The organism is Streptomyces sp. NBC_01549 (assembly GCF_026339955.1).
GTDB lineage: Bacteria > Actinomycetota > Actinomycetes > Streptomycetales > Streptomycetaceae > Streptomyces.
In genome coordinates this window covers 1,666,630-1,689,060 of sequence record NZ_JAPEPW010000002.1, presented here as the reverse complement: position 1 = coordinate 1,689,060, position 22,431 = coordinate 1,666,630, and the positions used below count along the sequence as shown (strand labels likewise).

31 protein-coding genes are annotated in these 22,431 nt (G+C 68.4%); 29 read left to right on the top strand and 2 right to left on the bottom strand.

Going from position 1 to position 22,431, the window contains the following annotated elements; genetic code table 11:
• Window positions 1-77 precede the first annotated feature (77 nt).
• The 9 genes from OG819_RS42660 to OG819_RS42620 all read left to right on the top strand — a co-directional run bounded on the left by OG819_RS42660 (window position 78) and on the right by OG819_RS42620 (window position 4,471).
• Entirely contained in the window at window positions 78-272 is a 195-nt protein-coding gene (locus tag OG819_RS42660; RefSeq protein WP_266654631.1) for a hypothetical protein, read from the top strand.
• Window positions 273-347: 75 nt separating this feature from the next.
• Window positions 348-599 (top strand): hypothetical protein, encoded by a 252-nt coding sequence (locus tag OG819_RS42655; protein ID WP_266654629.1) that lies wholly within the window; start codon window positions 348-350, stop codon window positions 597-599.
• On the top strand, window positions 596-1,003 hold the full coding sequence (locus OG819_RS42650) for a hypothetical protein (RefSeq protein WP_266654628.1): 408 nt from the start codon (window positions 596-598) through the stop codon (window positions 1,001-1,003). Before OG819_RS42655 ends, OG819_RS42650 begins: the two co-directional genes overlap by 4 nt.
• Window positions 1,004-1,044: 41 nt before the next feature.
• A complete protein-coding gene (locus tag OG819_RS42645) occupies window positions 1,045-1,401 on the top strand; it encodes a hypothetical protein (RefSeq protein WP_266654626.1) in 357 nt (118 codons plus the stop codon).
• Window positions 1,402-1,506: 105 nt separating this feature from the next.
• Window positions 1,507-1,983: a hypothetical protein gene (locus tag OG819_RS42640; protein ID WP_266654624.1), complete on the top strand. Its 477-nt coding sequence runs from the start codon at window positions 1,507-1,509 to the stop codon at window positions 1,981-1,983.
• 141 nt (window positions 1,984-2,124) lie between these two features.
• Window positions 2,125-2,835, top strand: a complete 711-nt coding sequence (locus OG819_RS42635) for a hypothetical protein (RefSeq protein ID WP_266654622.1) — start codon at window positions 2,125-2,127, stop codon at window positions 2,833-2,835.
• A 24-nt stretch (window positions 2,836-2,859) separates the two neighbouring features.
• Entirely contained in the window at window positions 2,860-3,240 is a 381-nt protein-coding gene (locus OG819_RS42630) for a hypothetical protein (protein ID WP_266654620.1), read from the top strand.
• A 184-nt stretch (window positions 3,241-3,424) separates the two neighbouring features.
• Window positions 3,425-4,105 carry a GIY-YIG nuclease family protein gene (locus OG819_RS42625; protein WP_266654618.1) on the top strand — a complete coding sequence of 227 codons (681 nt, stop codon included), beginning with the start codon at window positions 3,425-3,427 and terminating at the stop codon, window positions 4,103-4,105.
• 126 nt (window positions 4,106-4,231) lie between these two features.
• A complete protein-coding gene (locus OG819_RS42620; RefSeq protein ID WP_266654616.1) occupies window positions 4,232-4,471 on the top strand; it encodes a DNA-binding protein in 240 nt (79 codons plus the stop codon).
• Window positions 4,472-4,617: 146 nt separating this feature from the next.
• Here OG819_RS42620 and OG819_RS42615 read toward each other — a convergent pair whose 3' ends face one another.
• Window positions 4,618-4,983, bottom strand: coding sequence for a hypothetical protein (locus tag OG819_RS42615; RefSeq protein WP_266654614.1), 366 nt, complete (start codon window positions 4,981-4,983; stop codon window positions 4,618-4,620).
• Window positions 4,984-5,015: 32 nt separating this feature from the next.
• Between OG819_RS42615 and OG819_RS42610 the strand changes: the two genes are divergently transcribed.
• From OG819_RS42610 to OG819_RS42600, 3 genes are read left to right on the top strand one after another with little or no spacing between them, the layout of a single operon-like run.
• A complete protein-coding gene (locus tag OG819_RS42610) occupies window positions 5,016-5,837 on the top strand; it encodes a glycoside hydrolase family 16 protein (RefSeq protein ID WP_266654612.1) in 822 nt (273 codons plus the stop codon).
• A gap of 25 nt (window positions 5,838-5,862) precedes the next feature.
• The gene (locus OG819_RS42605) at window positions 5,863-6,501 is read left to right on the top strand and encodes a hypothetical protein (protein WP_266654610.1); all 639 of its coding nucleotides are present in this window, start codon (window positions 5,863-5,865) and stop codon (window positions 6,499-6,501) included.
• Window positions 6,498-7,037 carry a hypothetical protein gene (locus OG819_RS42600; protein WP_266654608.1) on the top strand — a complete coding sequence of 180 codons (540 nt, stop codon included), beginning with the start codon at window positions 6,498-6,500 and terminating at the stop codon, window positions 7,035-7,037. The genes OG819_RS42605 and OG819_RS42600 overlap by 4 nt, the downstream gene beginning before the upstream one ends.
• Window positions 7,038-7,187: 150 nt before the next feature.
• On the opposite strand, the gene OG819_RS42595 is transcribed toward OG819_RS42600, so the two are convergent.
• Complete coding sequence (locus OG819_RS42595; protein ID WP_266654606.1) at window positions 7,188-7,682, bottom strand: hypothetical protein; 495 nt, start codon at window positions 7,680-7,682, stop codon at window positions 7,188-7,190.
• 84 nt (window positions 7,683-7,766) lie between these two features.
• Here OG819_RS42595 and OG819_RS42590 point away from each other — a divergent pair, with 84 nt between their 5' ends.
• The 17 genes from OG819_RS42590 (at window position 7,767) to OG819_RS42510 (ending at window position 22,383) form a co-directional block, all read left to right on the top strand.
• Window positions 7,767-10,715 carry a right-handed parallel beta-helix repeat-containing protein gene (locus OG819_RS42590; protein ID WP_266654604.1) on the top strand — a complete coding sequence of 983 codons (2,949 nt, stop codon included), beginning with the start codon at window positions 7,767-7,769 and terminating at the stop codon, window positions 10,713-10,715.
• Window positions 10,716-10,836: 121 nt separating this feature from the next.
• The gene (locus tag OG819_RS42585) at window positions 10,837-11,022 is read left to right on the top strand and encodes a hypothetical protein (RefSeq protein ID WP_266654602.1); all 186 of its coding nucleotides are present in this window, start codon (window positions 10,837-10,839) and stop codon (window positions 11,020-11,022) included.
• A 499-nt stretch (window positions 11,023-11,521) separates the two neighbouring features.
• On the top strand, window positions 11,522-12,046 hold the full coding sequence (locus OG819_RS42580; RefSeq protein WP_266654601.1) for an HNH endonuclease: 525 nt from the start codon (window positions 11,522-11,524) through the stop codon (window positions 12,044-12,046).
• 200 nt (window positions 12,047-12,246) lie between these two features.
• A complete protein-coding gene (locus tag OG819_RS42575; RefSeq protein WP_266654599.1) occupies window positions 12,247-12,702 on the top strand; it encodes a hypothetical protein in 456 nt (151 codons plus the stop codon).
• Window positions 12,683-14,302 (top strand): terminase, encoded by a 1,620-nt coding sequence (locus tag OG819_RS42570; protein WP_266654597.1) that lies wholly within the window; start codon window positions 12,683-12,685, stop codon window positions 14,300-14,302. The genes OG819_RS42575 and OG819_RS42570 overlap by 20 nt, the downstream gene beginning before the upstream one ends.
• 16 nt (window positions 14,303-14,318) lie before the next feature.
• Window positions 14,319-15,701 carry a phage portal protein gene (locus OG819_RS42565; RefSeq protein ID WP_266654595.1) on the top strand — a complete coding sequence of 461 codons (1,383 nt, stop codon included), beginning with the start codon at window positions 14,319-14,321 and terminating at the stop codon, window positions 15,699-15,701.
• Between the two features lies 1 nt (window position 15,702).
• Window positions 15,703-16,740: a hypothetical protein gene (locus OG819_RS42560; protein ID WP_266654593.1), complete on the top strand. Its 1,038-nt coding sequence runs from the start codon at window positions 15,703-15,705 to the stop codon at window positions 16,738-16,740.
• A gap of 90 nt (window positions 16,741-16,830) precedes the next feature.
• A complete protein-coding gene (locus OG819_RS42555; RefSeq protein WP_266654591.1) occupies window positions 16,831-17,565 on the top strand; it encodes a hypothetical protein in 735 nt (244 codons plus the stop codon).
• Between the two features lies 1 nt (window position 17,566).
• Complete coding sequence (locus tag OG819_RS42550) at window positions 17,567-17,764, top strand: ribosomal-processing cysteine protease Prp (protein WP_266654589.1); 198 nt, start codon at window positions 17,567-17,569, stop codon at window positions 17,762-17,764.
• Window positions 17,761-19,098 (top strand): hypothetical protein, encoded by a 1,338-nt coding sequence (locus OG819_RS42545; protein WP_266654587.1) that lies wholly within the window; start codon window positions 17,761-17,763, stop codon window positions 19,096-19,098. The genes OG819_RS42550 and OG819_RS42545 overlap by 4 nt, the downstream gene beginning before the upstream one ends.
• Window positions 19,099-19,169: 71 nt before the next feature.
• On the top strand, window positions 19,170-19,544 hold the full coding sequence (locus OG819_RS42540) for a hypothetical protein (protein ID WP_266654585.1): 375 nt from the start codon (window positions 19,170-19,172) through the stop codon (window positions 19,542-19,544).
• An 11-nt stretch (window positions 19,545-19,555) separates the two neighbouring features.
• Window positions 19,556-20,185, top strand: a complete 630-nt coding sequence (locus tag OG819_RS42535; RefSeq protein WP_266654583.1) for a hypothetical protein — start codon at window positions 19,556-19,558, stop codon at window positions 20,183-20,185.
• Window positions 20,185-20,592 carry a DUF6093 family protein gene (locus OG819_RS42530; protein ID WP_266654581.1) on the top strand — a complete coding sequence of 136 codons (408 nt, stop codon included), beginning with the start codon at window positions 20,185-20,187 and terminating at the stop codon, window positions 20,590-20,592. The genes OG819_RS42535 and OG819_RS42530 overlap by 1 nt, the downstream gene beginning before the upstream one ends.
• 13 nt (window positions 20,593-20,605) lie before the next feature.
• Window positions 20,606-21,016: a hypothetical protein gene (locus OG819_RS42525; RefSeq protein WP_266654579.1), complete on the top strand. Its 411-nt coding sequence runs from the start codon at window positions 20,606-20,608 to the stop codon at window positions 21,014-21,016.
• 10 nt (window positions 21,017-21,026) lie between these two features.
• A complete protein-coding gene (locus OG819_RS42520; protein WP_266654577.1) occupies window positions 21,027-21,359 on the top strand; it encodes a hypothetical protein in 333 nt (110 codons plus the stop codon).
• A 68-nt stretch (window positions 21,360-21,427) separates the two neighbouring features.
• Complete coding sequence (locus tag OG819_RS42515; protein WP_266654572.1) at window positions 21,428-21,907, top strand: hypothetical protein; 480 nt, start codon at window positions 21,428-21,430, stop codon at window positions 21,905-21,907.
• Window positions 21,907-22,383 carry a hypothetical protein gene (locus OG819_RS42510; protein WP_266654570.1) on the top strand — a complete coding sequence of 159 codons (477 nt, stop codon included), beginning with the start codon at window positions 21,907-21,909 and terminating at the stop codon, window positions 22,381-22,383. Before OG819_RS42515 ends, OG819_RS42510 begins: the two co-directional genes overlap by 1 nt.
• Window positions 22,384-22,431: the final 48 nt, after the last annotated feature.

Below are 22,431 nucleotides of genomic sequence, written 5' to 3'. Positions count from 1 at the left end.
CACCCCGCCCGGCCTTTCGGGGCCGGGCTTCACCACCGAACCACCGCCGCCCGCCTCAAGGCGCAAGGAGAACCGTCATGCCGTTCCACCCCGGACAGCGCGTCCGAACCACCGTTGACGACAGCCGAGCCCCCGCCGGTTCCCCCGGGACCGTCATCCACCCCCTCGACAAGTGGGGGGACTACGGAGTCCTCGTCGACGACGGCAAGTCCGAGGTGATGCGCGCCTACGGCGAAGACGAACTCGCCCTGATCGCCGACATCCCGGACTGAATGCAAGACCTGATCTAACGGCACAAGCCCGACAGCTTTGCCCGCCCACCGAACCACCGCACCAAGGGGGACCCGATGGACACCACGCTCACTCCCGCCGGGCAGGCGATCTACCTGTCTGAGCTGCCCACCGGGTCTCTCGTCACCCCACACGACGCGCAGGCGATGCGCAAAGCGGCGGTCGACGAGTACGGCTTCGACGGCCTGCGCCGCGCTCAACTCATCGCGGCATTCCGCAACGCGACGCTGATGCCCGACGGGCACGGCGACCGCCACCAGTGGGCGCGCACCGCCGCCCTGTTCGCCGACCCGGAAGGCCTGCTGTGACCGCCCCCGCATACCCCGACTCGGCGGTGCCCGCAGCCTTCGACCGTGGCCACCTCTACAGCCCCACCCTCACCCAGACCCGTTGGGCCCTCAACCCCGGCTACGCCTACGACTACCGGCCCGGCAACGACTTCGAGCCCATGCCCGACAGCCCGCGCGGCGACGGCAAGGCCTGGGGCTGGTGGCGCAGGAACGTCGCCATGATCCCCACCGCCGACTTCCTCGGCCTGCGCGCCGGTGACGAGATCACCATTCACCACGTCAGCGGACCCCCCAGTCCCGCCACCGTGCTGGCCACCTACCGGCATCACGCCGTCATCCGCTACCCGATGCCCGAGGGTGCCAGCGAGCCCTACGCCGAGAGCTGGGTCAACACCCGCAACGCCGACGGCCACTGGTACTGAGCCGCCGCAGTCCGCCGTCACCACCCCGTAAGGAGCCTGTTGTGTCCAACCCCGAAGCCCACCCGTTCACCCTGGACGTCAACTCCGCCCGGCTCGGCCGCTACGCCACCGCCGAAGAGGCCTACAAGACGGCCCGCTCGTACCTGGAAGCGGCGGAGGCAGGCGCCCCTGTCGCGTTCACCGACGAGTTCGGGCACGCCCGATCCTTCACCCGCATCTCAATCATCGAGATCTTCCGCTGGAACCCGATCCTCGGCGAACGTGTCCGGCATGCGCGCAGCTGGCGGCGCACCTGGCCGGCGCCCTGCTCCGCCGACGCCGAGCCCCTCGCACCGCTGCCCGCGGACTGGCACCTGTGCGAGCTGCCCGCCGACTGGTACGACGGGGCCCCGCAGTGATCACCCGCCGGCGCGCCAAGCGCAGCGAGCGCAACAGCTGGAAGCGTGCCACCCGCCGCACCGTCTGACCTGCCGCCTCACCGGCCCGAACCGAAGGAGCCAGCCGTGGACTTCCGCGACGCCCTCAACACCGTCACCGCCGAACTCACCCCCCAGCCCTGGGACTACACCACCCCCGACGGGGCGACGCTCACCGTCATCCCCGCCGGCCTGCGTGAGGACCCGGGCTGCGCCGAGGTGTACCTCCGCGTCACCAGGGACAAGGCCCACGCCGCGCAGGCCGCCATCACCACCACCGACCTCCCGGCCCTGCTCACCGTCCTCGGCGAGCCCGTCACATCGCACTGGGAGCACGAGCCGCACTACACGGACGGCACGGCGAAGGGCCGTATCGGGACCTGGCTCGGCGACGACAGCGGACTCGCGCTCAACCCGATGGCGGACGCATTCACGCTCACCGCGATCGAGGACACCGACACTGGCACCGTGGCCGCGTCCGTGACCCTGCCGGAAGCCCAGCGTCTCCCGCTCGCGTCCGCGCTGCGCCGGGCGCTGGACGTCGCCCGCGGCTGGGAGGGGTGAAGGGCCGACCAGCACGCGCAAGGCCCGCCCTGAGTTCGGGGCGGGCCTCCGCTATGACATCGACCCGCGGTGTCAACCCCATGGGGCAATATTGGCTCAGTAGTGCCCCCGCTTCCCGTACCACCGCCGAGGAGCAGCAGCATGCACGACCACACCCCCGACGACGACGGCTACAACTGGCCGGTCTGCAACCCCTGCGGACGCGAACTCTGGACTGACGAGCTCGACCGGCAAGCCTGCCGGCCCTGCGAAGACCGGACGGCCACCCGCATAGCCGAACTCCCCGTCCTCTTCCGGCAGCTGAACACGACTGCGGCCCTCATGCGTGGCGCACGGCGCCCCGGCGGCGGCTCGTCCGGCTCGAAGACTCCGCCGATACCGCCCCGGCTCGAAGTCCTCGCGCTCGTCGGGCCTGGCGGTGCAGCCGCCCGGCTGCGGGATATTGAGGACTCGTGGCGGAAGGCGCTCGGATGGACCGTCGCCCCCTGGCGCGGCTCCCCAACACAAGCCGTCCCCGAGCACGTCACGTTCCTCGCCAACAACCTGCCGTGGGCGTGCGACGCCTACGAGTCGGTGGGCCAGGACATCGACGACCTGCGCCGCCTGCACGGCGAATGCACCGCCATAGTCAACGACGAGCGCAAGCCGGGCCGTGTCCAGATCGGCGCCTGCCCCGGACGGCTCGAAGCAGGCCTGTGCGGGCAGCCATTGACCGCCTCGGCCGCCAGCCACCGGGTTCGTTGCGGGGCGTGCGGCAGCCGGTGGGAGACGCTGGGGGAGTGGCGGGAGTTGCGGGCCGCGCAGGAGGCTGTGGCTGCCGAGCAGATTCAGCAGACGGGTGCGGCAGCGTAGTGGCCGACGACCGAGGACGGAGCTATGCCGAAGCATCGCACTGAGGACCAGGTAGAGGTCTCGGACCTCGTTGGATCGCGCGTGAAGACCGTCCGCGAAGGAAGAAGCTGGAGCCGGAAGCGACTGGCCAGCGAATGCATTTCTCGTGGGTACGCCTGGCTCAACTACTTGACCTTGACCCAGATCGAGCGGAACGCCAGGCCCGAAGGGCTTCGCAGGAACCTGACCGTGGACGAACTCTCCATCATCGCCGCAGTGTTGGAAGTCGACGCGATGGAGTTCATGCGCCCCCGCATGGAAGAGCCGTTCGAGCGTCATCACTTTTTCGAAGCCGGGTACCGGCTACGCATGCGGGAGCGGCGGGAAGCGGCATCCATCCTGACCTGCGCGAACCCCGACGAATAGATCGAAAAGCCGGTAGAATTGGGGTAGTTGAGACCCCGGCGATCGTGCGACCGATCCCGGGGCGTGGCCGACGCTACGAAGGAGCGCCGACATGATTCAGAGTAGCCGCAAGATCCCTCTCGCCAGGCCCTACGGGATGGTCCGTGAAGGGTCGTCTGGGGTCCGCCCCGGCGTCCAGGTCCTGGTGGACGCAGTCGATCAGGACGAACCCGCCTTCGTGCTCATCGCTGCCGAGCTCCAACGGATACGACGCACGGGCGGAGACCTCGACGCCGAGACGATCAACCAGGCAATCGCCGATGGTCGACGGAAGTACGCGCAGCACCTTCAGGACGAAGAAGATCGCCGCCCCGGGCGCATCCCCTCCTCGATCGTGTACTACGCGCGGCGAGGGAAGCTCGTGAAGATCGGCTACACCTCGAAGCCGCACAAGCGATTCGGTGGATTCCTGCCTGACGAAATCCTCGCCTGGGAACCCGGCGGGCGAGCAGAGGAAGCTGAGAGGCACCAGCAGTTCCGCGCCCTCCGGCTCAGTAACGCCGCAGAGTACTTCCGCCGCGACGACGCGCTCGAAGCGCACATCGCAAGCGTCCGCGAGGAGCACGGCGCGCCAAACCCGACATGGCCAACGCTTCAGAACCTCTCACGGCGCCCCAGTCGCGCTCGACTTCCTGAACTGCCCGTCACCACGCATCTGGTCACCCTGGAAGCCGGGACCCGCCAACTCGGCATTCGATTGGGAACGGCGCGCGTGTGGGTCCACCGCAAGAAGCTGCACCACGTCCTCCACGACGAGAACGGCATCCAGTTGTACTTCCTGTCAGATCTGAAGTCCCTCGCGAATCGAGGGCGCAAGGCGGCGTAAGCGTTGGTTGTGGCCAACGATGTTGACAAACGCCGATAACCGAAGCGATCATCTGCTTAGATCGCACGACTTTCGCGCTAAGGCCACCCGCCACCCGGGTGGCCTTCGTCGTATCTGGAGGTGGACGTGCCCTCCATCGCGCTCGCCACTGCGGCCGACGTCGCCTACTGGACCGGACGCCCGATCGGCACGATCTGGCGCTGGGCATCCGAAGGACGGATCACCGTCTACGGCACGGGCAAGAACGCTCGGTACGACCTCATGGAGATCGACCCAGCCGAGCGCGACAGGGAGACCCGAGAGGTCACCACGCCGACCCCGCCACCAAAGGTCAAGGGGCGCGTCCGCATCGCCCACGCCGCCTGAAAGCCCCTGCGTCGGTGGTGGCGCAGGCTCGGGCCTCGCAGCGCCCAGCGCTCGGCTCACCGTCCGCCCGGCCCTATGGGGGGCCGGGCGGACGCAAAACCCCCAGCCGGGTCCTGCCGCTCATCAGGCCCCGACGTCCCGCCGCCTCACATTCCCCCCGTCGGGCGGCGGGACAGCCAAACGTCCGCCGCCTGGCGATGAGGCCCAAGAAGCCTCCGTCCGGAAGCCTGCCGGTGCACCGCGACGAGCGCAGCGCCCAGGCGGCGGACCCGCAACCCGAGGAGACCCGTGCGCCGCCCTGTCATCACCGCCCTGTTCGTCGCCGCGTTCCTCGTCGGACCCGTCGCCTGCACCCACGACAGCCCGAGCCCGGCGCCAAGCAGCACGACGGCCACGCCGAGCAAGCCGCCGAGCAGGACGCCCAGCACGGCGCCATCCGCGACACCCGAGCCGACGCCGTCCGTGACCGCCACGCCCACTCCGACGACCACGCCCAGCGTGTCGGACCCCACGCCCAGCGGCACCGCATAGACCTGGGGGTGCCATGCGCCGCATCCTCACAGCCGCCGCACTCGCCGCCGGCCTCCTACTCGCCGGGCTCACCGCACCCACCGCGGAAGCAGCCCCCACCTGGCACCTGCGCTACGCCGACGGATTCAACACGGCAGTGACCAAAGGCCGCTTCACCGACTGCAACCACAACGCGGACACCAAGGCGGCGTACTGCGGCGGCCTCACCGGCTCGGTGCGCGCCAGCTGGTGGGCGTACCCGGCAGGCTGGCCCGACACGGCCACCCAGTGGCACTACCCGGTCGGCGGCTACTACGACCCGGCCACCACGCTGTGGATCTCCGGCGGGCAACTGCACATCCGCATGTGGCGAGGGGCTACCGGCAACATCCACTCCGCGACCATCGTCCCCAAGGCGATGATGGGCCAGCGGTACGGACGGTACGAGGAACGCTTCCGCGTCAGCAAAGTCGCCACCGGCTACAAGTCGGCGCACCTTCTGTGGCCCGTCAACGATGCGGGCTGCCCGAACTGCGAGGTTGACTTCCCCGAGTTGGAGTGGAACGGGAAGATCGCCGCGTTCGCGCACCACAAGAACAGCATCGGCGGCGACCAGGACGGCTACGACACCGGCAAGACGTGGGGCGCCTGGCGAACCTCCGTCATCGAGTGGCGGCCCGGTGACGTCCGCTTCTACCTCGACGGCAAGCTCGTCGGCCACAGCACCACCGCCGTGCCCGACAAGCCGATGAGCTGGGACATCCAAAACGAGTCCGCGCTCAACGGCGACAAGGCCGCACCGAACACCAGCGCCCAGATGGACATCGAATACGTGCGCGGCTGGTCCTGGAGCTGACCACCCCACCCCATACACCTGCGGCTTGATCACCGCAGGAAGGAAGCCCCGAGTCCTCCTGGCTCGGGGCTTCCGCACACCCAGGAGGAAGCATGGAATTCCGGATCATCATCACTGGCACTGCCGAACTGCTGATGCCAGCGCCCGGCTGGCCAACCCGCTCGACCCGATGGCCAAAGCTATGAAGGCGGTCAGTTCCAAGCGGACCAAGACCGACGAGGACTACGAGAAGCTGGCGCGGCTGGAGCACGCTGGAGGGCTCTACATCGACCCCGATGTCGGCCCGTTCATCCCCGGCGAGAACATCCAGCGCTGCCTGATCGATGCAGCGAAGGTCACGCGCGCTGGAGTGAAGGTGACACGCGGCGTGTTCATCTCCACGGACGTGAACCCGCTCGGCTACCAGGGTCCGCGAGACGTAGACGGGCTGTGGGCGGACGAGAACTTCCGGCATATGAAGTCCGTGAAGGTTCAGACGAACCGGGTCATGCGCTGCCGCCCCAGGTTCCGCCAGTGGACCGTAGAGGCAGACGGAACGCTGGATACGGCGCTGCTGTCGCTGGAGGAGTTCAAGGACATCGCGGACACGGCAGGCTCGATGATCGGCCTCGGCGACTACCGGCCGCGCTTCGGCCGCTTCACCGCGCAGGTGGTGAAGCTGTGACCGCGCCGTTCGAAGCGGTCGGCGACCTGGCTCGCTGGCGCACGATCTACGACGCGCTCAAGCCGCTCAACGTGGACGACGTACTCACCTACGAGCAGGCAGCTGAAGTGCTGGAACTCAACGCGGTCACGGACCGGTCCACGATCCAAGCGGCCGTGCGACGAGCCGCTCGCACTTTCGAGACTGTGGACAAGCACGCACTCGTCGCCGTTCCGAACGTCGGCTACCGCGTCGTCCGCGCAGACGAGCACGTGGTCCTTGCTCGCGGGCAGCAGCGCAGGTCGAGCCGGGCTCTCACGCGTGGGCATTCGAAGGTCGTGAACATCGACCTCAACGGCCTCTCGCCCGAAGTGCGGGCCTTGACCGAGGCCACGGCGCGGGCCCTGTCGCTCCAGATGGACTTCAACCGCAGATTCGATGTCCGGCAACAGCGGCTGGAGTCGGTCGTTAGTGAGGTCTCGGAACGGACTGAGCGCAGCGAAGCGGAGATCGCCGAACTGAAGGCACGGCTCGCCCGGCTGGAGCAGGCGGGATAGTCTCCACACAGCAAGGATCGGCTCGGCCGGGTTCGGCATGACCGGGCTTGGCAAGGCTCGGCTCGGCTAGGCGAGGCAACGCTCGGCGAGGTCGGGCTTGGCGGGGCAAGGCTATTCATGGGGGCCGCCTCTACGGGGGCGGCCCACCCCCTAGCCCAGCGACGCGGCGAACCTGCCAGCCTTGGCTTCCGCCGAAGACACGGTGATCTTCCCGCGGTGGGAGACCTCGACCTGGTAGAACTTCGAACCCTCCGGCACGCCAGCCACCGAGACCGGGAACACGCACGCCGCCGACTTCGGCTTGCCCGTACCGAGCGAGCCCGTCGCCACGACCTTCCCCGCCGAGTCGTACACCGTCACCCCGGCACCCTTGGCAATGTCGTCAAAGCCGCTGTAGCCCGTGCAGTCCTCGCTCGTCTCCCCAGACGGCACGTTGTCGCCCGTCAGGGTCATCGCCCCGCTCAGCGTGAACGTCTTCGGCGCGCTCGACCCGCTACTGGACAGACCCCATGCCAGGCCAACGGCGCCCGCCCCAACGACGAGACCGACAAGCCCGGTCATCAGCGGGTGCGGCCAACGCCTCCCCGCAGCAGGCGGATTCTCCGGCATCGGCGGCACGGCAGGCGCATCGGTCGTGTCAGACATGCGCCGAATGATGACAGGCCGCACACGCCGCGTACACGGCAACGACCAGATCGATACCGACGCAGGTGACGGGAGGTGCTTCCCTTGACCTTCCCGACCGGCGCCACAACGATCACGGTCACCATCAACCGGCCCGTCCCGGCAGGCGGCGCAGGCAACAGCGGACGCATCATCTTCACCCCGTCCACCGTCCTCGTCGACGCCACCCACAAAGCGATCTACAGCGGCTCCGGGCCCGCCACCCTCGACACCAACGGCGCGGCCAGCATCGACCTCCTCACCACCGACGCCCCTGGAGTCCTCCCCACCGGATGGCGCTGGCACGTCGACGAGCAACTCCCCGGCGCCCGCCGCACCTACTACATCGGCCTGCCGTCCACCCTCGGCGCCACCATCGACCTGTCCGCGCTCTCACCCATCTCCGCCCCCGACAGTCGCGGCCAGAGCATCCCCCCGAGCGGACCAGCAGGCGGAGCACTCGCCGGCACCTACCCCAACCCGCAACTCTCGACGGCGACCATCGCCTCCTTCGACGCGGCTGGGGCCGCTTCCGCCGCGCTGGCCTCTGCCGTGGTGTACGCCGACGGCAAACTCGCCAAGACGGCGAACCTGTCCGACCTCGGCAGCGCCAACACGGCCCGCACAAACCTCGGCCTCGGCAACGCCGCCACCCGCAACATCGGCACTACTACCGGCACCGTGGCAGCAGGCGACGACGCCCGGATCACCGGAGCCCTCCAAACGGGAACCGCGGCAGGAGGCGACCTCGGCGGCACGCTCCCCAACCCGCAGGTCGTCACCACCCACCTGGCCGCACCGCTGCCTGTCGCCCAAGGCGGAACCGGATCGGCCACGCAGCCGTTCGTCGACCTCACCGCGGACCAGACGGTCGCCGGGAACAAGACGTTCAGCTACTACACGACGCTGCAGACCGGCCAAGTCAACGGCCCGTTCAACCTGCTCGGCACCGTCGGCTTCTACGGCGCCGCCGCCACAGGCCAGCAGACCATTGCGGGCAGCCGATCCGACGGCACCGCACTGGCCAGCCTCCTCGCCGCACTCAACCTCCAGGGCCTGGTAGCCGACACCTCCACCGCCGGACCCGGCACGATGACCGTCCTCGGCGGAACCACCCAGCTCACCCCCACCGGCAACCCGACAACCGACGCTGCCGCGATCAACACGGCGATCCTCACCGTGTCGCAGCGCGGCGGAGGCCGCGTCCTGCTGTCCGGGGATACCTGGACGGTATCGTCGTCGATCACCCCCCGGTCGAACGTCACCCTCGCCGGCGTCCCCGGCACGGTGATCACCCACACCGGCAACAGCAACATCATCTACGGCAGCACGATCACCTTCACCGACTTCACCCTCGAAGGAATCACCTTCCTCGGGCCCGTCAACGAGTTCCCGGCAGCACCCAAGCGAGCCCGCACCACGTCCGGCGCAGGCGCGCAGACTGCGGTGTTCCTCAGCGGCGACCTCGACACCACCGGCTCCGGCCAGGCGCAGCTCACGAACTTCACCATGCGGAACTGCGCGGTACGCAACATGTCCGCCCTGCCCATCCGTATCGGCGGCGTCCGCGGCAAGGTATCCGTCACCGGCTGCGAGTTCACGAACAATCAGGACTGCGGCTTCCTCTTCTGCCAAGAAGTGATCTACAACGGCAACCATGTGATGCAGGGCGCCGACAACGGCGTCAGCCTCTCCCGCGGCTGCCAAAAGATCACCTGCACGGGCAACACGATCGAGAACGTCGCCTACAACGGCATCTGGGTCGCAGGCTTCGGCACCGACAAGGGCCCCACCAGCTTTGCCGTGACCGGCAACGTCGTAAAAAACGTCGGCCTCAACGGCGTGTACATCGACTACGCGGCCAAGCACGGCGCCGTCGTCGGCAACGAGATCGACTGCGGTCTCTTCCGAGGGCCGAGCGACCAGCCCAGCGATGCCAACGGGGCAGGCGTCTACATCGGCGGCTTCCCGACCACGGACCGCGCCAACCCGACCGACTGGGCAACCGGCATCACCGTCGTCGGCAACCACATCCGACAGGCCGCCCGCGCTGGCGTCTATCTCAACGGCGCCAGGCGTGTTCAGGTCACCGGCAACGTGATCGTTGACATCGGCACGCAGTTCCTCGCCGACGGCACCACCGCCATCTCCAGCGCGGACGCCACCCAGAACGTCGGCATCCTCATGGAGAACGCGTCAACATCGGCGAACGTGACCGTCGCCCTCAACGATGTCATCGACAGTCGAGGCACCGCATACTGCAACTTCGGCCTCGTCCCGCAGAACACGGCGGGAATCAACGCCTACCTCAACACAATGATCGGCACCCGGCAGGCATCCAACCTGCTGGAAACCGGACCCGCCCGCACCTGGCAGAGCACACAGATCTTCAACCAGGACATCAAGGCCACAGCTGGCGTCACATCCGGATCGAACGCAGGCTCCGGCACGATCGAGGGCGCGCGCGTCAACGGTGCCTCCGGCAGCGTCCGCGCCTTCGTCTGGCAAACCGCAGGCGTCAAGCGGTGGTACATGCGCGCCAACGGCACCGCAGAGGGCGGCTCCAATGCGGGCTCCGACTGGGAACTCAACTCCTACGACGACTCCGGCAACCTGCTCGCGACTCCGATCCGAGTGACCCGTTCCAGTGGGCAGGTCGCAGTCAACGGGACCCTCGCACAGAACGCCCACCGCGTATCCGGAGCCAGCGCGGCAACCATCGCGGCAGGAGCCCAGTCCGCGAGCGCCACCGCGGCCAGCAACGGAGCCAACGACTCCTCCGGGACCGTCAACACCACGGCGGTCGCCTCACCAGCAGCGGGAACGATCGCGACCGTCACCTACGCGTCGGCATACGCGGCCGTCCCCAAGGTGACGCTCACGCCTCGCAATGCGGCCACCGCATCGGCAGGCCTGTACGCCACGGCAGAAGGAACCGGCGGCTTCAGCGTGGCAACCGCCAACGCCCCCGGTGCCAGCGCATCTCTGTCGTTCACGTACCACGTGGAGGGGTGATGCCCAGACATACACACACGGAAGGCGACTACCGCGTCTACGTGTCCTTCGACCCACCCGGATCCGAGAACATCGTGCGGCTGTCCGGCTACCTCGGCATCACGTGACGGGAAGGCACCGCATGGAACCCCGTCGATACGCAGGCGAGGCCATCCTGTTCGACAAGCCCTACCGCTGGATGAAGGACGCCGACGGCAAGCTCACGCTGCGACCGGCTCCGAGACTCAGCAAGGCACGAACGCCCGACGCCCCCTTCACCTGGGATCACGCCAAGGCCGCTGTCCGCCGTCTCGCCACCCGAAGCTGAACGGGAGGCCGCCATGCCCAGACGTACAGGCTGGCGAGTCTGCTCCGTGCCCGGCTGCCCCGAGTTCAGCGATCGCGGCAGCAAGTGCGACGACCATCGACGTGAAGCGGAACAACGGCGCGGCACAGCGAGACAGCGCGGGTACGGACGAGAACACGAGACCCGCTTCCGGCCGGCAGTCCTGGCCCGCGATCCCATCTGCGTCTGCCCCGGCTGCCCCAAGTGCAGCGACCCGGACTCCGCATGCGCCCGACCAAGCGAGCACGCAGACCACTGGCCGCTGAGCAAGCGCGACCTCATCGAACGAGGGCTCGACCACAACGACCCCACGCGCGGGCGCGGACTCTGCGGTCTCTGCCACGCCAGCAGCACGGCGCGAGAGCAGCCCGGCACCTTCGGCCTGCACTGACCAACCCACCAGCACTCGCCTCTGATCCCGGCGAGTAGAAGCCCCCGACCCATCCGGGTGTCGGGGGCTTCGCCATACCCGGAGACCGACATGCCAACGCTCACCCCCGCGCGCGCCAAGACCTGCACCGAACCTGGATGCCCGAACAAGCACCGTGCTCTCGGCCTGTGCTCCACGCACTACAACCGCAAGCACCAGCCCAACAGACACGCCCCTGTGTCGACCGCGTGCACCGCGTGCGGTACCTCGATCCGGCGCCCGTACAAGGCAGACCGCAGGCCCACCTGCTCCATAGCGTGCCGTCGCATCGTGCAGTTCGGACCAGTAGCCGCACACACGGGCAGCTACGACTGGAGCACCGACGCGATGAAGCGGGCAGAGCTTGCCGGCGCGACGGTCATCGACCGGTTCGACCGGCTCCAGGTCTTCGAGCGTGACGGCTGGGTCTGCTACCGCTGCGAGCGGCCGACCGACCCGGATGCCTCACCGTTCGATCCGATCAGCCCGACCGTCGACCACGTGGTTCCGCTGTCGAGGGGCGGCGACCACACCCTGGCCAACGTCCGCTGCTGCTGCCTGGGCTGCAACAGCTCCAAGCAGGATCACGCTGCGTGACTTCGCGCGCCCCGACCCAGGGGGCGAAGGGTCATTGGATCATGAGATCCGGACCTACGGGGAGGGCTACCGGGTCCCATACGGGTCACAGGATTTCGGGCCCCGGAAATCGATCTTCGCGACGTAACCCTGTGTAGCTAACGGCGTGCCGCAATGGCCGCCGGTTTGATGCCGCAACGGCACCAACAGAGGTGATCACAATGCCTGGAAACGGACCCCTGCCGAAGGATGCGTCTCAGCGGCGCCGGCGCAACGCCGACGCGGTCACGACGACAATCCTCCCGGCTGACGGACCCGACGGACCTACGCCGGAACTTCCCGGCGGACACGACTACGACAGCCGCACACTCGCCTGGTACGAGACATGGCGCAGCAGCCCGCAGGCGGCGACGTTCCTGCCGACGGACTGGCAGCGCCTGCACATGCTCGCCGAACTCGTGCAGGAGTACTGGAGTGAGCCGAGGAAGGATCTGCTGGCGGAGATCCGGCTGAACGAGGCGTCTCTCGGCGGCACGGCGGCGGACCGGGTACGGCTGCGCTGGACGGTGGCCGAGCCGGACATCGAGCCTGCGGCCCGGCGTTCAGCAAGCCCCCGCGGTGGAACCTCGCGCAGGGACCGCGTTCTGAAGGTCGTCGATGGCCAGGCGGATAGCTGACCCGGACCGCTTCGTCTCCCTCGGCTTCGAGGCCATCGACTGGATCGAGCACTACCTGTGCCACGGGCCGGGCGATGTCCAGGGCGAGCCTCTGATCATCGACGACGAGATGGCCGCGTTCATCGTCAAGGCGTACCAACTCGACCCGGTGACGGGACGGCGGAAGGTCAACCGTGCGTTTCTGTCCCGGCCGAAGGGCAGGGCGAAGAGCGAGCTCGCGGGCGCGCTGGTGTGCTTCGAGGCGTTGGGCCCGTGCCGGTTCGACGGCTGGGACGCCGCCGGTGACCCGGTAGGCCGCACACAGGTGTACCCGTTCATTCGCTGCCTGGCGACGGAGGAAAACCAGTCCGGCAACACCTACGACAACGTCACGGCAATGCTCGAGCACCTCGTCGAGTACTCCGGTGACGAGTTCCCGGGGATCGACCTGGGGCGTTCGGCGCAGACGTCGAGCCGCATCTTCCTCGAAGGTGGCGGCGAGATCGTCCCGTCGACGTCGTCCGGTGCTGCGAAGGATGGTGGCAAGGAGACGTTCAGCGTCTTCGACGAGACGCACCTGTACGTGCTGCCCGAGCTGCGGGCGATGCACAAGACGGTGCGCCGCAACCTGGTGAAGCGGCGGGCTGCTGAACCGTGGTCGCTGGAGACGTCGACGATGTACGCGGTCGGCGAGAACTCGGTGGCCGAGGCGACGCACGAGTACCACAAGGCGGTCGTCTCGGGCCGGGTGCGTGACGGCGGCCTGCTCTTCGATCATCGTGAGGCCCCGCACGTCGAGGACTTGCACGATGACGATCAGCTGCTTCCCGCGCTGGAGTTCGTGTATGGCGATGCAGCTCAGTGGATGGATCTGGAGCGGATCGCCAGCGACATGCGGGAGCCGGACACCGATCCGGCAGACGCCCGACGCTACTTCCTGAACCAGCCCGGCACCGCCTCAGCGAAGGCGTTCGACCCGGGCCGCTGGCGCGAGCTGGCGGACTCGAGCTTCGTCGTTCCGGACAAGGAAGCGATCGCGATCGGCTTCGACGGTTCGAAGTGGAGCGACTCAACAGGCTTCGTAGCGACCCATCTCGACACGGGACACCAATGGGTGCTCGGCGTGTGGGAGTCGCCAGCGAACAAGCAAGAAGCCGAGGCCTGGGAAGTCCCCGAGGCCGAGGTGAACGCCGTCCTGGACGAGGCGATGCGGACGTGGCGGGTAGTACGCCTCTACGCGGACCCGGCCTACTGGGAAGAGACCATCGCCGCCTGGGCCGGCAAGTACGGCCCCAAGGTCGTCACCGAGTGGTGGACGCACCGGCGCCGCCAGATGGCGTTCGCCCTACGCGCCTACAAGACGGCAATGACGGGCGGCGAGCTGTCGCACGACGGCAGCGATGCCTTTGCCCGGCACATCGCGAACGCGGTGAAGCGCAACGCCGGCGTGAAGGACGACGAGGGCAAGCCGATGTGGGTGATCCAGAAGGACCGCCACGACTCGCCCCGAAAGATCGACCTTTCCATGGCGGGCTGCCTGTCCTGGGAAGCCCGGCGGGACGCGATCAAGGCGGGCGGCAACGAGCCGCCGCGCTCCCGGAAAACGACCGTAATGCGATGAGGAACGGGGGTGGCTTGTGGCCCTCGACCTCGAACCGGATGCGTGGCTGAAGCGGCTGATCCAGTGCCATGACCGGGATCTGCCTGAGTTGCGGTTGATGGACAGCTACTACGAGGGCACGCAGCCGATCAGCTATCTGGCGCCGGAGCTTCAGTCGGAGTTGTCGGACCGGATGCGGCAGTTGGTCATCAACTGGCCGCAGCTCGTCGTGGATGCGCTCGATGAGCGGCTGGACGTTGAGGGTTTCCGGTACGCGGACAGTGAGACGACTGCGGAGGATCTGTGGTCGGTGTGGCAGGCCTCCGACATGGACGAGGGCAGCCAGCAGGCTCACGTCGACGCGTTGGCGCTGAAGCGCTCGTATGTGATCGTCGGCGCGAATGAGGGCGACGAGTCGATGCCGATCGTCACCGCAGAGAGCGCCCTGGAGGTGTTCGCGGAGCGGGATCCCCGCACCCGTCAGGTGACGGCAGCCGTCAAGCGGTGGGACGAGCCGTCCGCGGGGGCTGCCCCGGTGAAGTGGGCGACGCTGTATCTGCCTTCGATGCGGTGCACGTTTGAGCAGCAGAAGGGTTCCTGGGTCGAGGTTGACCGGGACGAGCACAAGCTGGGCCAGGTGCTGGTGGTTCCGCTGGCGAACCGGCCGCGGCTTCGCCACCTGGACGGCACATCTGAGCTGCGTTCGGTGATTCCGATCTCGGATGCGGCATGCAAGATCGCCTCGGACATGATGGTCAGCGCCGAGTTCCATGCAATGCCGCGCCGTTGGGCGACGGGCATGAGCAGGGACGACTTCGCCGACGAGAACGGGCAGCCGTTGGGTGCCATGTCGTCGCTGGCGGGCCGTCTATGGGCGAACGAGAGTTCCGAGGTGAAGTTCGGTCAGTTCCAAGAGGCGCAGCTGTCGAACTTCCACGAGACGATCAACGTGCTGGCGCGCCTGGTGGCAGCCCTGACTGGTCTGCCGCCTGCGTTCCTCGGTTTGGCCACGGACCAGCCCCCGTCGGCGGATGCGATCCGCGCGAGCGAGGCCCGACTGGTGAAGCGTGCGGAGCGCAGGCAGAGGGCGTTCGGCGAGGCGTGGGAGCGCGTGATGAGGCTCGTCCTGCTGGTGCGGGACGGCGACCTGGACCCGCGGACCCGCAAGTTGGAGACCGTCTGGCGGGATCCGGCGACCCCGACCTACGCACAGAAGGCTGACGCGGTCGTCAAGCTGCACGCCAGCGGCATCCTGCCGACGGAGCAGGCGTGGGAAGACCTCGGCTACTCAGCGGTGCAGCGGGACCGGATGCGGGGCATGCAGGACGAGGCTCTGACCCGCATGACGGCCATGGATCTGCACCAGCTGAGCACCGCCCAGCCGGAGCCGCAGCCCGTCGAGGCGCCTGCGGGAGGCTGACGTGGCCGTTGTGACGCAAGCTCACGCGGCCATCGTCGACGCCTACGGCCGGTCTCAGCAGCGGGCCGTCATCCAGACGACGGTCACGATGGAGAGGCTGTGGAAGCGGCTCGCCGCAGCAGACCTGTCCGCGTCGTGGCTGCAAGGCCTGGGCGCGGCGATGGTCCGGGCCGTATCCGCCGGCCAGTTGGTCGCGGCGTCCACGGGCCAGCCGTACATCGAGGCGATGGTCCGCATGGACGGCCTGAGTAACGACTACCTGGAGCAGGCGGCGCGTGTTGATGCCCGCTCGTTCTCGGGTGTCGCGGCGGATGGCCGGACGCTGGACAGCCTGCTGTATCTGCCGGTGATCCGCACGAAGACGCTGATCGGCGGCGGCCTGACGCTGCAGGAGGCGATGCTCTCCGGCCAGGCGCAGTTGCTGCGGATGGCGACGTCGGAAGTGGCCGATGCGGGCCGCGGCGCGGCCGGTGTGGCGATGGTCGCGAACCGTTCGGTGACGGGCTACGTGCGGCAAGTCCGGGCGGGGGCGTGTGCGCGTTGTGCGATCCTCGCGGGCCGCTGGTACCGCTGGAACGCCGACTTCCAACGGCATAAGCGCTGCCAGTGCTATGGCGTCCCTGCGACGGAAGCCCGCCCTGGGCGCCATACGAATCCGATGTCCTTCTTCAACGGCCTGTCCCGCGCGGAGCAGGATCGGCGGTTCACGATCGGTGGCGCGGAGGCGATCCGGAACGGCGCCGACATCTACAAGGTCGTCAACGCAGGCCGGTCCACGATGACGCTGGACGCCTACGGCAAGAAGGTCGTGTCGACGCTCGAGGGCACGACGCGCCGCGGAGAGTTCTACCAGCAGATGCGTCGCGAGGCTGAGCAGAAGACCGGACAGCGGTTCGCCCGCACCGGCGCTGACGTCGAGCAGGGCCTGCCCCGGTTTCACCTGAAGACGCCGCGGCTCACGCCGGGCGAGATCCTCCGACTGTCCGAGGACCGCGACGAGCTGATCAGGATGCTCAAGCGCTTCGGCTATCTGTCCTAGCTGCTTTCAGTAGGGCCGACCGTCGACCAACACCGAGGGGTCCCGCAATGGGGCCCCTTCCGCATGTCCACAACTGAAGGGGCGGACGCAATGTCCACCGAGATCACGAAGGTTCCGGCAACCGGAGCCGCATGGTTCAACCTGTCCCGACACGACGACCCCGAGCCTGACCCGGAGCCCGCTCCGGACCCGGCGGACGACCCCGCAGACCCCGAGCCCGAGCCGGATCCGGTAGACGATCCGGCAGACCCCGAGCCTGAGCCGGAGCCCGACGACGCGAGCGCCCTCGGCGAGGCCGGCAAGAAGGCTCTCGACCGCATGAAGGCCGAGAAGGCTGCGGCGAAGAAGGAAGCCGCGGCTGCGAAGAAGCAGCTCGCTGAGCTCACCCGCAAAGTCGAGGCCTTCGAGGACCGCGACAAGTCCGAGCTGGAGAAGGCATCCAACCAGGCGGAGCGAGCCCAGAAGCAGGCAGCGAAGGCCGTGGCGCGCGCTGTGTCGTCGGAAGTGAAGGTGCTCGCCGTCGGACAGTTCGCCGATCCGTCGGATGCCGTGGACGTGCTGATGCGCGACCCCAGCAAGTACGTCGACGCTGACGGCGAGATCGACACCGACGCGATCGAAGCCGATCTCACAGATCTGCTGGAGCGGAAGCCGCACTGGGGCAGGCCCGAGCCTGTGGCGGCCGAGCCCGAGAAGAAGTCGAAGCCGAAGCCCGATCCGGGCCAAGGCAGTCGCGGGGCCCCCGTCAAGGTCGATTTCCGTAACGCCTCGGATGAAGAGGTTGCCGCGGAGATGGCCAGGTACGGCGTGCGGAAGCGCTACTGAAGTGATCGTCGTCCGTGCCCGGTTGGGCGACGGGCGCACCTCGATCGAGGTGGCCGGTCACGAAGAGCGTCATGCCGCTGGGGGTCGCGCCTGCGCTGCCGTGTCGGCCATTACCCAAACCGCGCTGCTGGGCCTGGAACAGGTCGCGCAGCAATACCCGGACCTTGTGTCCGTAGAGATCATCGAGGAGACAACGTGACCTCCACCATGTCCGCGGCCCGCCCGCGGCTCAACCGCACGCCGCGGTCGTGGTTCCGCATCGACCGGCACGCCATCGGTGTCCGCGGGAACCTGCCCGCGCAGATCCAGGCGATGCTGCAGAACGGTCTGCTGGACCGGACGTTCAAGGACGCTCTCGTCCCGCAGTTCCTCTTCCCTCAGGTCGCGGACTCCGAGCCGTGGATGGGCGGCCTGGGTGACACCAAGACCTTCACGAGGAAGGGCTTGCTCGCTCCGGCCACCGCGCCGGTGACCGGCAACGACCCGTCCGCGTCGACCTACAGCCTCGAGCAGTGGTCCGTGACGATGGACCAGTACGGCAACTCGATGGACACGAACATGCTCGGCAGCGCGATGGCGCTGGCCAGCAAGTTCCTCGCCGACTCGGCCACGCTCGGCATCAACGCGGGCCAGTCCATCAACCAGGTGGCCCGCAACAAGCTGTTCAAGGCGTATGCGGGCGGCCGGTCCTGGTGCACCACGGCCGGTTCGTCGGACACTGCGATGATCGTGCAGTCGACGAACGGCTTCGAGTACAACTCGGTCAACGGTGTGCCGGTGGCCGTGTCCGGCGCGAACCCTCTCAACGTCACGATCGCGGGCGTCGCGAACACCGTCGTCGGTGTCACCCCGGGCACCCCGGGCACGCTGACCCTGGGCACGGCCCGCGTGGACGTCGCTGGCGACTACGTGGTGGCGGCGAATGCCCCCGTGTCGATCCGGGCGACCGGCAACTCGGCCTACGACCTGTCGTCGTCGAACGTCGTCACGTTCGCCAACTTCCGTTCCGCGGTGGCGCGTCTGCGGAAGATGAACGTTCCGACGCTGCCGGGCGGCTACTACGCCGCGCACATCGACGCGGACACCGAGGCGCAACTGTTCAACGACACGCAGTTCCTGCAGGCCCTGCAGGGCCGCGTCGACTCCCCGATCTTCCGCGACCTCAGCATCGGCCGGTTCGGCGGTATCGACTGGGTCAGGAACATCGAGGCCCCGACAGTCCTGGGTGGCTCGGCGGGCAACCTGACGGTGCACCGCCCGGTCGTGCTGGGTGCGAACGCCCTGGTCAACGCGCCGTTCGACGGATCGGCCAGTCTCCTGACGGGCACCGGCGTGGAAGAGGTCCCGGAGATCCGCACCATCAACGCGGCTCCCGGCGTGGACGTCGAGCTGATCGTCCGCCCGCCCCAGGACCGCTTCCAGCAGGTGCTGGCCACGACCTGGTCGTGGGTCGGCGACTTCGGTGTCCCGTCCGACGCAGGCTCTGGCGACGCGGCGCTGTACAAGCGCGCCGTCGTCATCGAGCACGCCTGACACCGTCTCCCGTCGGCGCGGACGCATCCCTGTCCGTCCGCGCCGACGGGCCTTCAAGGAGGAGATGAGTCATGCGCGTGCGCGTGCTCAAGCAGTTCACGGCGTACTGGAACTATGCCGTCACACAGTTCAACGAGGGTGCTGAGCTGGACGGCGATCAGGCCCGCCACTTCGCCGACAATGCCCCCGAGGGGTCGGTGAAGATTCTGGAGGCCGACCCGGAGCCCGAACCCGTCCGGGAGCCGGAGTCCCCGGCTGAGCCTGCGCAGCAGAGCGAGGACGACGGGCCGCCCGTGGACGGCACGATCGACGCCCTGATGGCGTGGGTCGGCGACGACAAGGACCGGGCCGTCCAAGCCCTTGAGGCGGAGCAGGCCAAGGACAAGCCGCGCAGCACCGTGGTGAAGCGGCTCACCTCCATGGCTGAAGCCGACACCGAGGAGTAGAGGGGGCCCGCATGTCCCCGACCCCTCTGGCCACGCAGGCGGACCTCGAGGCCGCGCTGCAGCGGTCGTTGGATCCGGCGCAGGCGGCGATGGCGATCCGCCGCGCCTCTGCGCGGGTCCGGAAGTACTGCCGCCAGCAGTTCACGCTGGTGGAGAACGAGACGGTCACCCTGCCCGGGAACGGGCGGATCCTGCGACTGCCGCAGCGTCCCGTCGTCGTCGACGACACGCACCCACTGACGGTCGTTGAACTCTTCGGGATCTCTGATCAGGAGTACACGGCCGTGGAGGGCCGGGACTTCACGCGGATCGGCACCGAGCTGACCCGCGGCGAGCAGTGGTGGGCGCCGACCCGCCTGATGGGCTGGCCGTTCATGCGGCCTCAGGGGATTTGGGCCCAGCGGGTCCGGGTGACCTACAGCCACGGCTACGCGGAGGTCCCGGACGACGTCGTGGACGTCGTGCTCGATCTGGCCCAGATGTCGATGACGAATCCGCAGGGCCTCAGGAGCGAGTCGATCGACGACTACTCCCGCACGTTCGCGGCGGAGACGATCGGCGGGGCGCAGCTCATGCCTGAGCACAAGGAAGCGCTGCGGCAGTACCGCGGCGGATCGTTCTCTGTGGCGCCGGTGACGTGATGAACGCGATCGACATTCAGCCGCTGCTCGCGGCGGGCCGCGCCGCCCACGACCAGCTGCTGGTGGACACCTGCACGATCAGCCGGCCCGGGGCGTCGACCCTGGACCGCTCTACGAGCGTCCTCACACCAGGGACGCCGACGGTTCTCTATTCGGGTGCGTGCCGCCTGAAACCGCAGCGCGTGCCTCGCAATGAGGAAGCGGGAGAGCGGCTGACGATCGTGGCCCGCTACGAGCTGGCGCTGCCGTTCGCATCGCTGGCATCGGACGAGCTACAGGTCGGTGACGCGGTCGTCATCACGGCTTCCGGTGACACCAGGCTCGTCGACCAGCCGTTCGCGGTGATGGCCGTCGATTTCAGCAGCACGGCGACCGCCTGGCGGATCACCGTCGAAGGCGCCACGTGAGGGGAGGGCGGCGATGACGGCCCCCGCGGTCCTTCCTCACGTCGACGCGGTCACGACGGCCCTCACCGGGGCCGGGCTGACCGTCTACCTCGGCGGGGTGCCCTCGGGCGTCTCGCCAACACCCGCCGCACCGTATGTGGTGCTCTACCCCGACCCGGGCCGGGCGGAGACTGCGTCTCTCGCCGACGACCGGGTCAACTTCTCCGGCGTCATCCAACTGACCTGCGTGGGATTGACGGCAGAGCAGGCCATGTCTGTATCTGACCGGGCCATGGCCGCCCTCTCCGTGGTCCTGACGGTCGCCGGACGTGCGTCCTGGAAGCCGGAGTCCCTCGACGGGCAGCCGGTACAGCGCGACGACGATGTCGTCCCGCCCTGTTTCTACGCAGCAAGCCGCTACCGGCTGCGCTCCGTCCCCCAGTAAGGAGAACCCCATGGCAGTCCTGAGCCTTCAGTCGATCACGGCGGCTGGTCTGGCCGCGACCTACTCGACGGCCGCGGGCGGCGGCGACAAGATCCCGCTCGGCGCGTCCAACATCTTCCTGCACGTGAAGAACGGCGGCGCGTCCCCCGTGACCGTCACCATCACGACGCAGGCCAACAGCTACAAGGGCCTGACGGTGCCCGACCGGACCGTCACCGTCGCGAACGCCACCGACAAGTTCATCGGCCCGATCGACTCCAGCCTGCACGCGGACATCAACCAGCAGGCGTCGGTGGGCTACTCCGCCGTCACGTCGGTGACCGTCGCCGCGCTGCGCATCTGACCCTGCCCGCCCCCAGTCTCGCCCCGCCCCGCTGACCGGGGCTTTTTTCATGCCCCCGAGGAGGGTTCATGTCTGACCTGATCAGCGATGGCAACACGAAGGTCGCGTTCGCGACCAGCATCGCGAACCTGAGCGCACCGACGGTCGCGGAGCTGACCGCCGCGAACGACTGGACGACCCGGTTGACCCCGGACGGCCTCAAGGCCGACCCGGCGACGGCGGACGTCGACACGTCGTCGCTGGCCAGCACGTTCACCACCAACCAGCCCGGCCGACGCTCCTACACGGTCGAGCTGACGTTCAAGCGCGGCAGTACCCCGACCGAGGACCAGCCGTACACCACGCTGACGTATGGGGCGACGGGCTACGTCATCGTGCGCCGCGGCGTGGCCTACGCGACCGCGTTCGCCACCGGCGACAAGGTCGAGGTGTACCCGGTCGCGGCGGGCGAGGCGCAGAACATCGCCCCGGCGGCCAACGAGGTCTCCAAGTTCATGGCGCCGCTGAAGGTCACGTCGGACCCGGCAACGAGGGCTGTCGTCGCCTGATGCCGGACATCTCGGAGCTGCTGGCAGGGGCGTCGCCTCGCGAGGTCACCATTCCGGTGTGTCTCGCGGGCGGCGCGGGCGCCGAGCTGGAGGCCCTCGAGGCCGAGCTGGGCCAACTGGGGGAGTGGCAGCCGACATCGCTCGCCGAGACGAACCCGGCGTTCGAACTCCAGGAGCGCATCGCCGCAGCCCGGGAGCGAGTGCGGGAGACAGCGGTCGACTTCCGCTTCCGAGCGCTCGGGCACCGCGCCTACAGCAACCTGCTCGCCGCCCACCCCGCACCGAAGGACTCGAAAGAGCCCTACGACGCGGGGACGTTCCTGCCCGCGGTTCTCGCCGCCTGCTGTGTCGAGCCGTCGCTGACGCCGGCGCAGGTCGACAGGCTGCTGGACGTGGTGAACGACGGGACGGCCAGGACGCTGTTCGCTGCCGCCCTGGCGGTGAACGAGGAGCCGTCGCCGATCCCTTTCTCGTAGCCCGCCTGCGGGATCACCGGCTCCCGTACCGGCGGGAAGTAGAGGCGG

What these genes read in the sequence shown, in the direction of transcription:
- OG819_RS42595 (WP_266654606.1), bottom strand. Translation starts at nt 7,682, where the DNA reads ATGTCTGACACGACCGATGCGCCTGCCGTGCCGCCGATGCCGGAGAAT.
- OG819_RS42660 (WP_266654631.1), top strand. Translation starts at nt 78, where the DNA reads ATGCCGTTCCACCCCGGACAGCGCGTCCGAACCACCGTTGACGACAGC.
- OG819_RS42510 (WP_266654570.1), top strand. Translation starts at nt 21,907, where the DNA reads ATGCCGGACATCTCGGAGCTGCTGGCAGGGGCGTCGCCTCGCGAGGTC.
- OG819_RS42585 (WP_266654602.1), top strand. Translation starts at nt 10,837, where the DNA reads ATGGAACCCCGTCGATACGCAGGCGAGGCCATCCTGTTCGACAAGCCC.
- OG819_RS42525 (WP_266654579.1), top strand. Translation starts at nt 20,606, where the DNA reads ATGACGGCCCCCGCGGTCCTTCCTCACGTCGACGCGGTCACGACGGCC.
- OG819_RS42540 (WP_266654585.1), top strand. Translation starts at nt 19,170, where the DNA reads ATGCGCGTGCGCGTGCTCAAGCAGTTCACGGCGTACTGGAACTATGCC.
- OG819_RS42610 (WP_266654612.1), top strand. Translation starts at nt 5,016, where the DNA reads ATGCGCCGCATCCTCACAGCCGCCGCACTCGCCGCCGGCCTCCTACTC.
- OG819_RS42530 (WP_266654581.1), top strand. Translation starts at nt 20,185, where the DNA reads ATGAACGCGATCGACATTCAGCCGCTGCTCGCGGCGGGCCGCGCCGCC.
- OG819_RS42570 (WP_266654597.1), top strand. Translation starts at nt 12,683, where the DNA reads ATGGCCAGGCGGATAGCTGACCCGGACCGCTTCGTCTCCCTCGGCTTC.
- OG819_RS42655 (WP_266654629.1), top strand. Translation starts at nt 348, where the DNA reads ATGGACACCACGCTCACTCCCGCCGGGCAGGCGATCTACCTGTCTGAG.
- OG819_RS42580 (WP_266654601.1), top strand. Translation starts at nt 11,522, where the DNA reads ATGCCAACGCTCACCCCCGCGCGCGCCAAGACCTGCACCGAACCTGGA.
- OG819_RS42555 (WP_266654591.1), top strand. Translation starts at nt 16,831, where the DNA reads ATGTCCACCGAGATCACGAAGGTTCCGGCAACCGGAGCCGCATGGTTC.
- OG819_RS42520 (WP_266654577.1), top strand. Translation starts at nt 21,027, where the DNA reads ATGGCAGTCCTGAGCCTTCAGTCGATCACGGCGGCTGGTCTGGCCGCG.
- OG819_RS42635 (WP_266654622.1), top strand. Translation starts at nt 2,125, where the DNA reads ATGCACGACCACACCCCCGACGACGACGGCTACAACTGGCCGGTCTGC.
- OG819_RS42515 (WP_266654572.1), top strand. Translation starts at nt 21,428, where the DNA reads ATGTCTGACCTGATCAGCGATGGCAACACGAAGGTCGCGTTCGCGACC.
- OG819_RS42575 (WP_266654599.1), top strand. Translation starts at nt 12,247, where the DNA reads ATGCCTGGAAACGGACCCCTGCCGAAGGATGCGTCTCAGCGGCGCCGG.
- OG819_RS42630 (WP_266654620.1), top strand. Translation starts at nt 2,860, where the DNA reads ATGCCGAAGCATCGCACTGAGGACCAGGTAGAGGTCTCGGACCTCGTT.
- OG819_RS42535 (WP_266654583.1), top strand. Translation starts at nt 19,556, where the DNA reads ATGTCCCCGACCCCTCTGGCCACGCAGGCGGACCTCGAGGCCGCGCTG.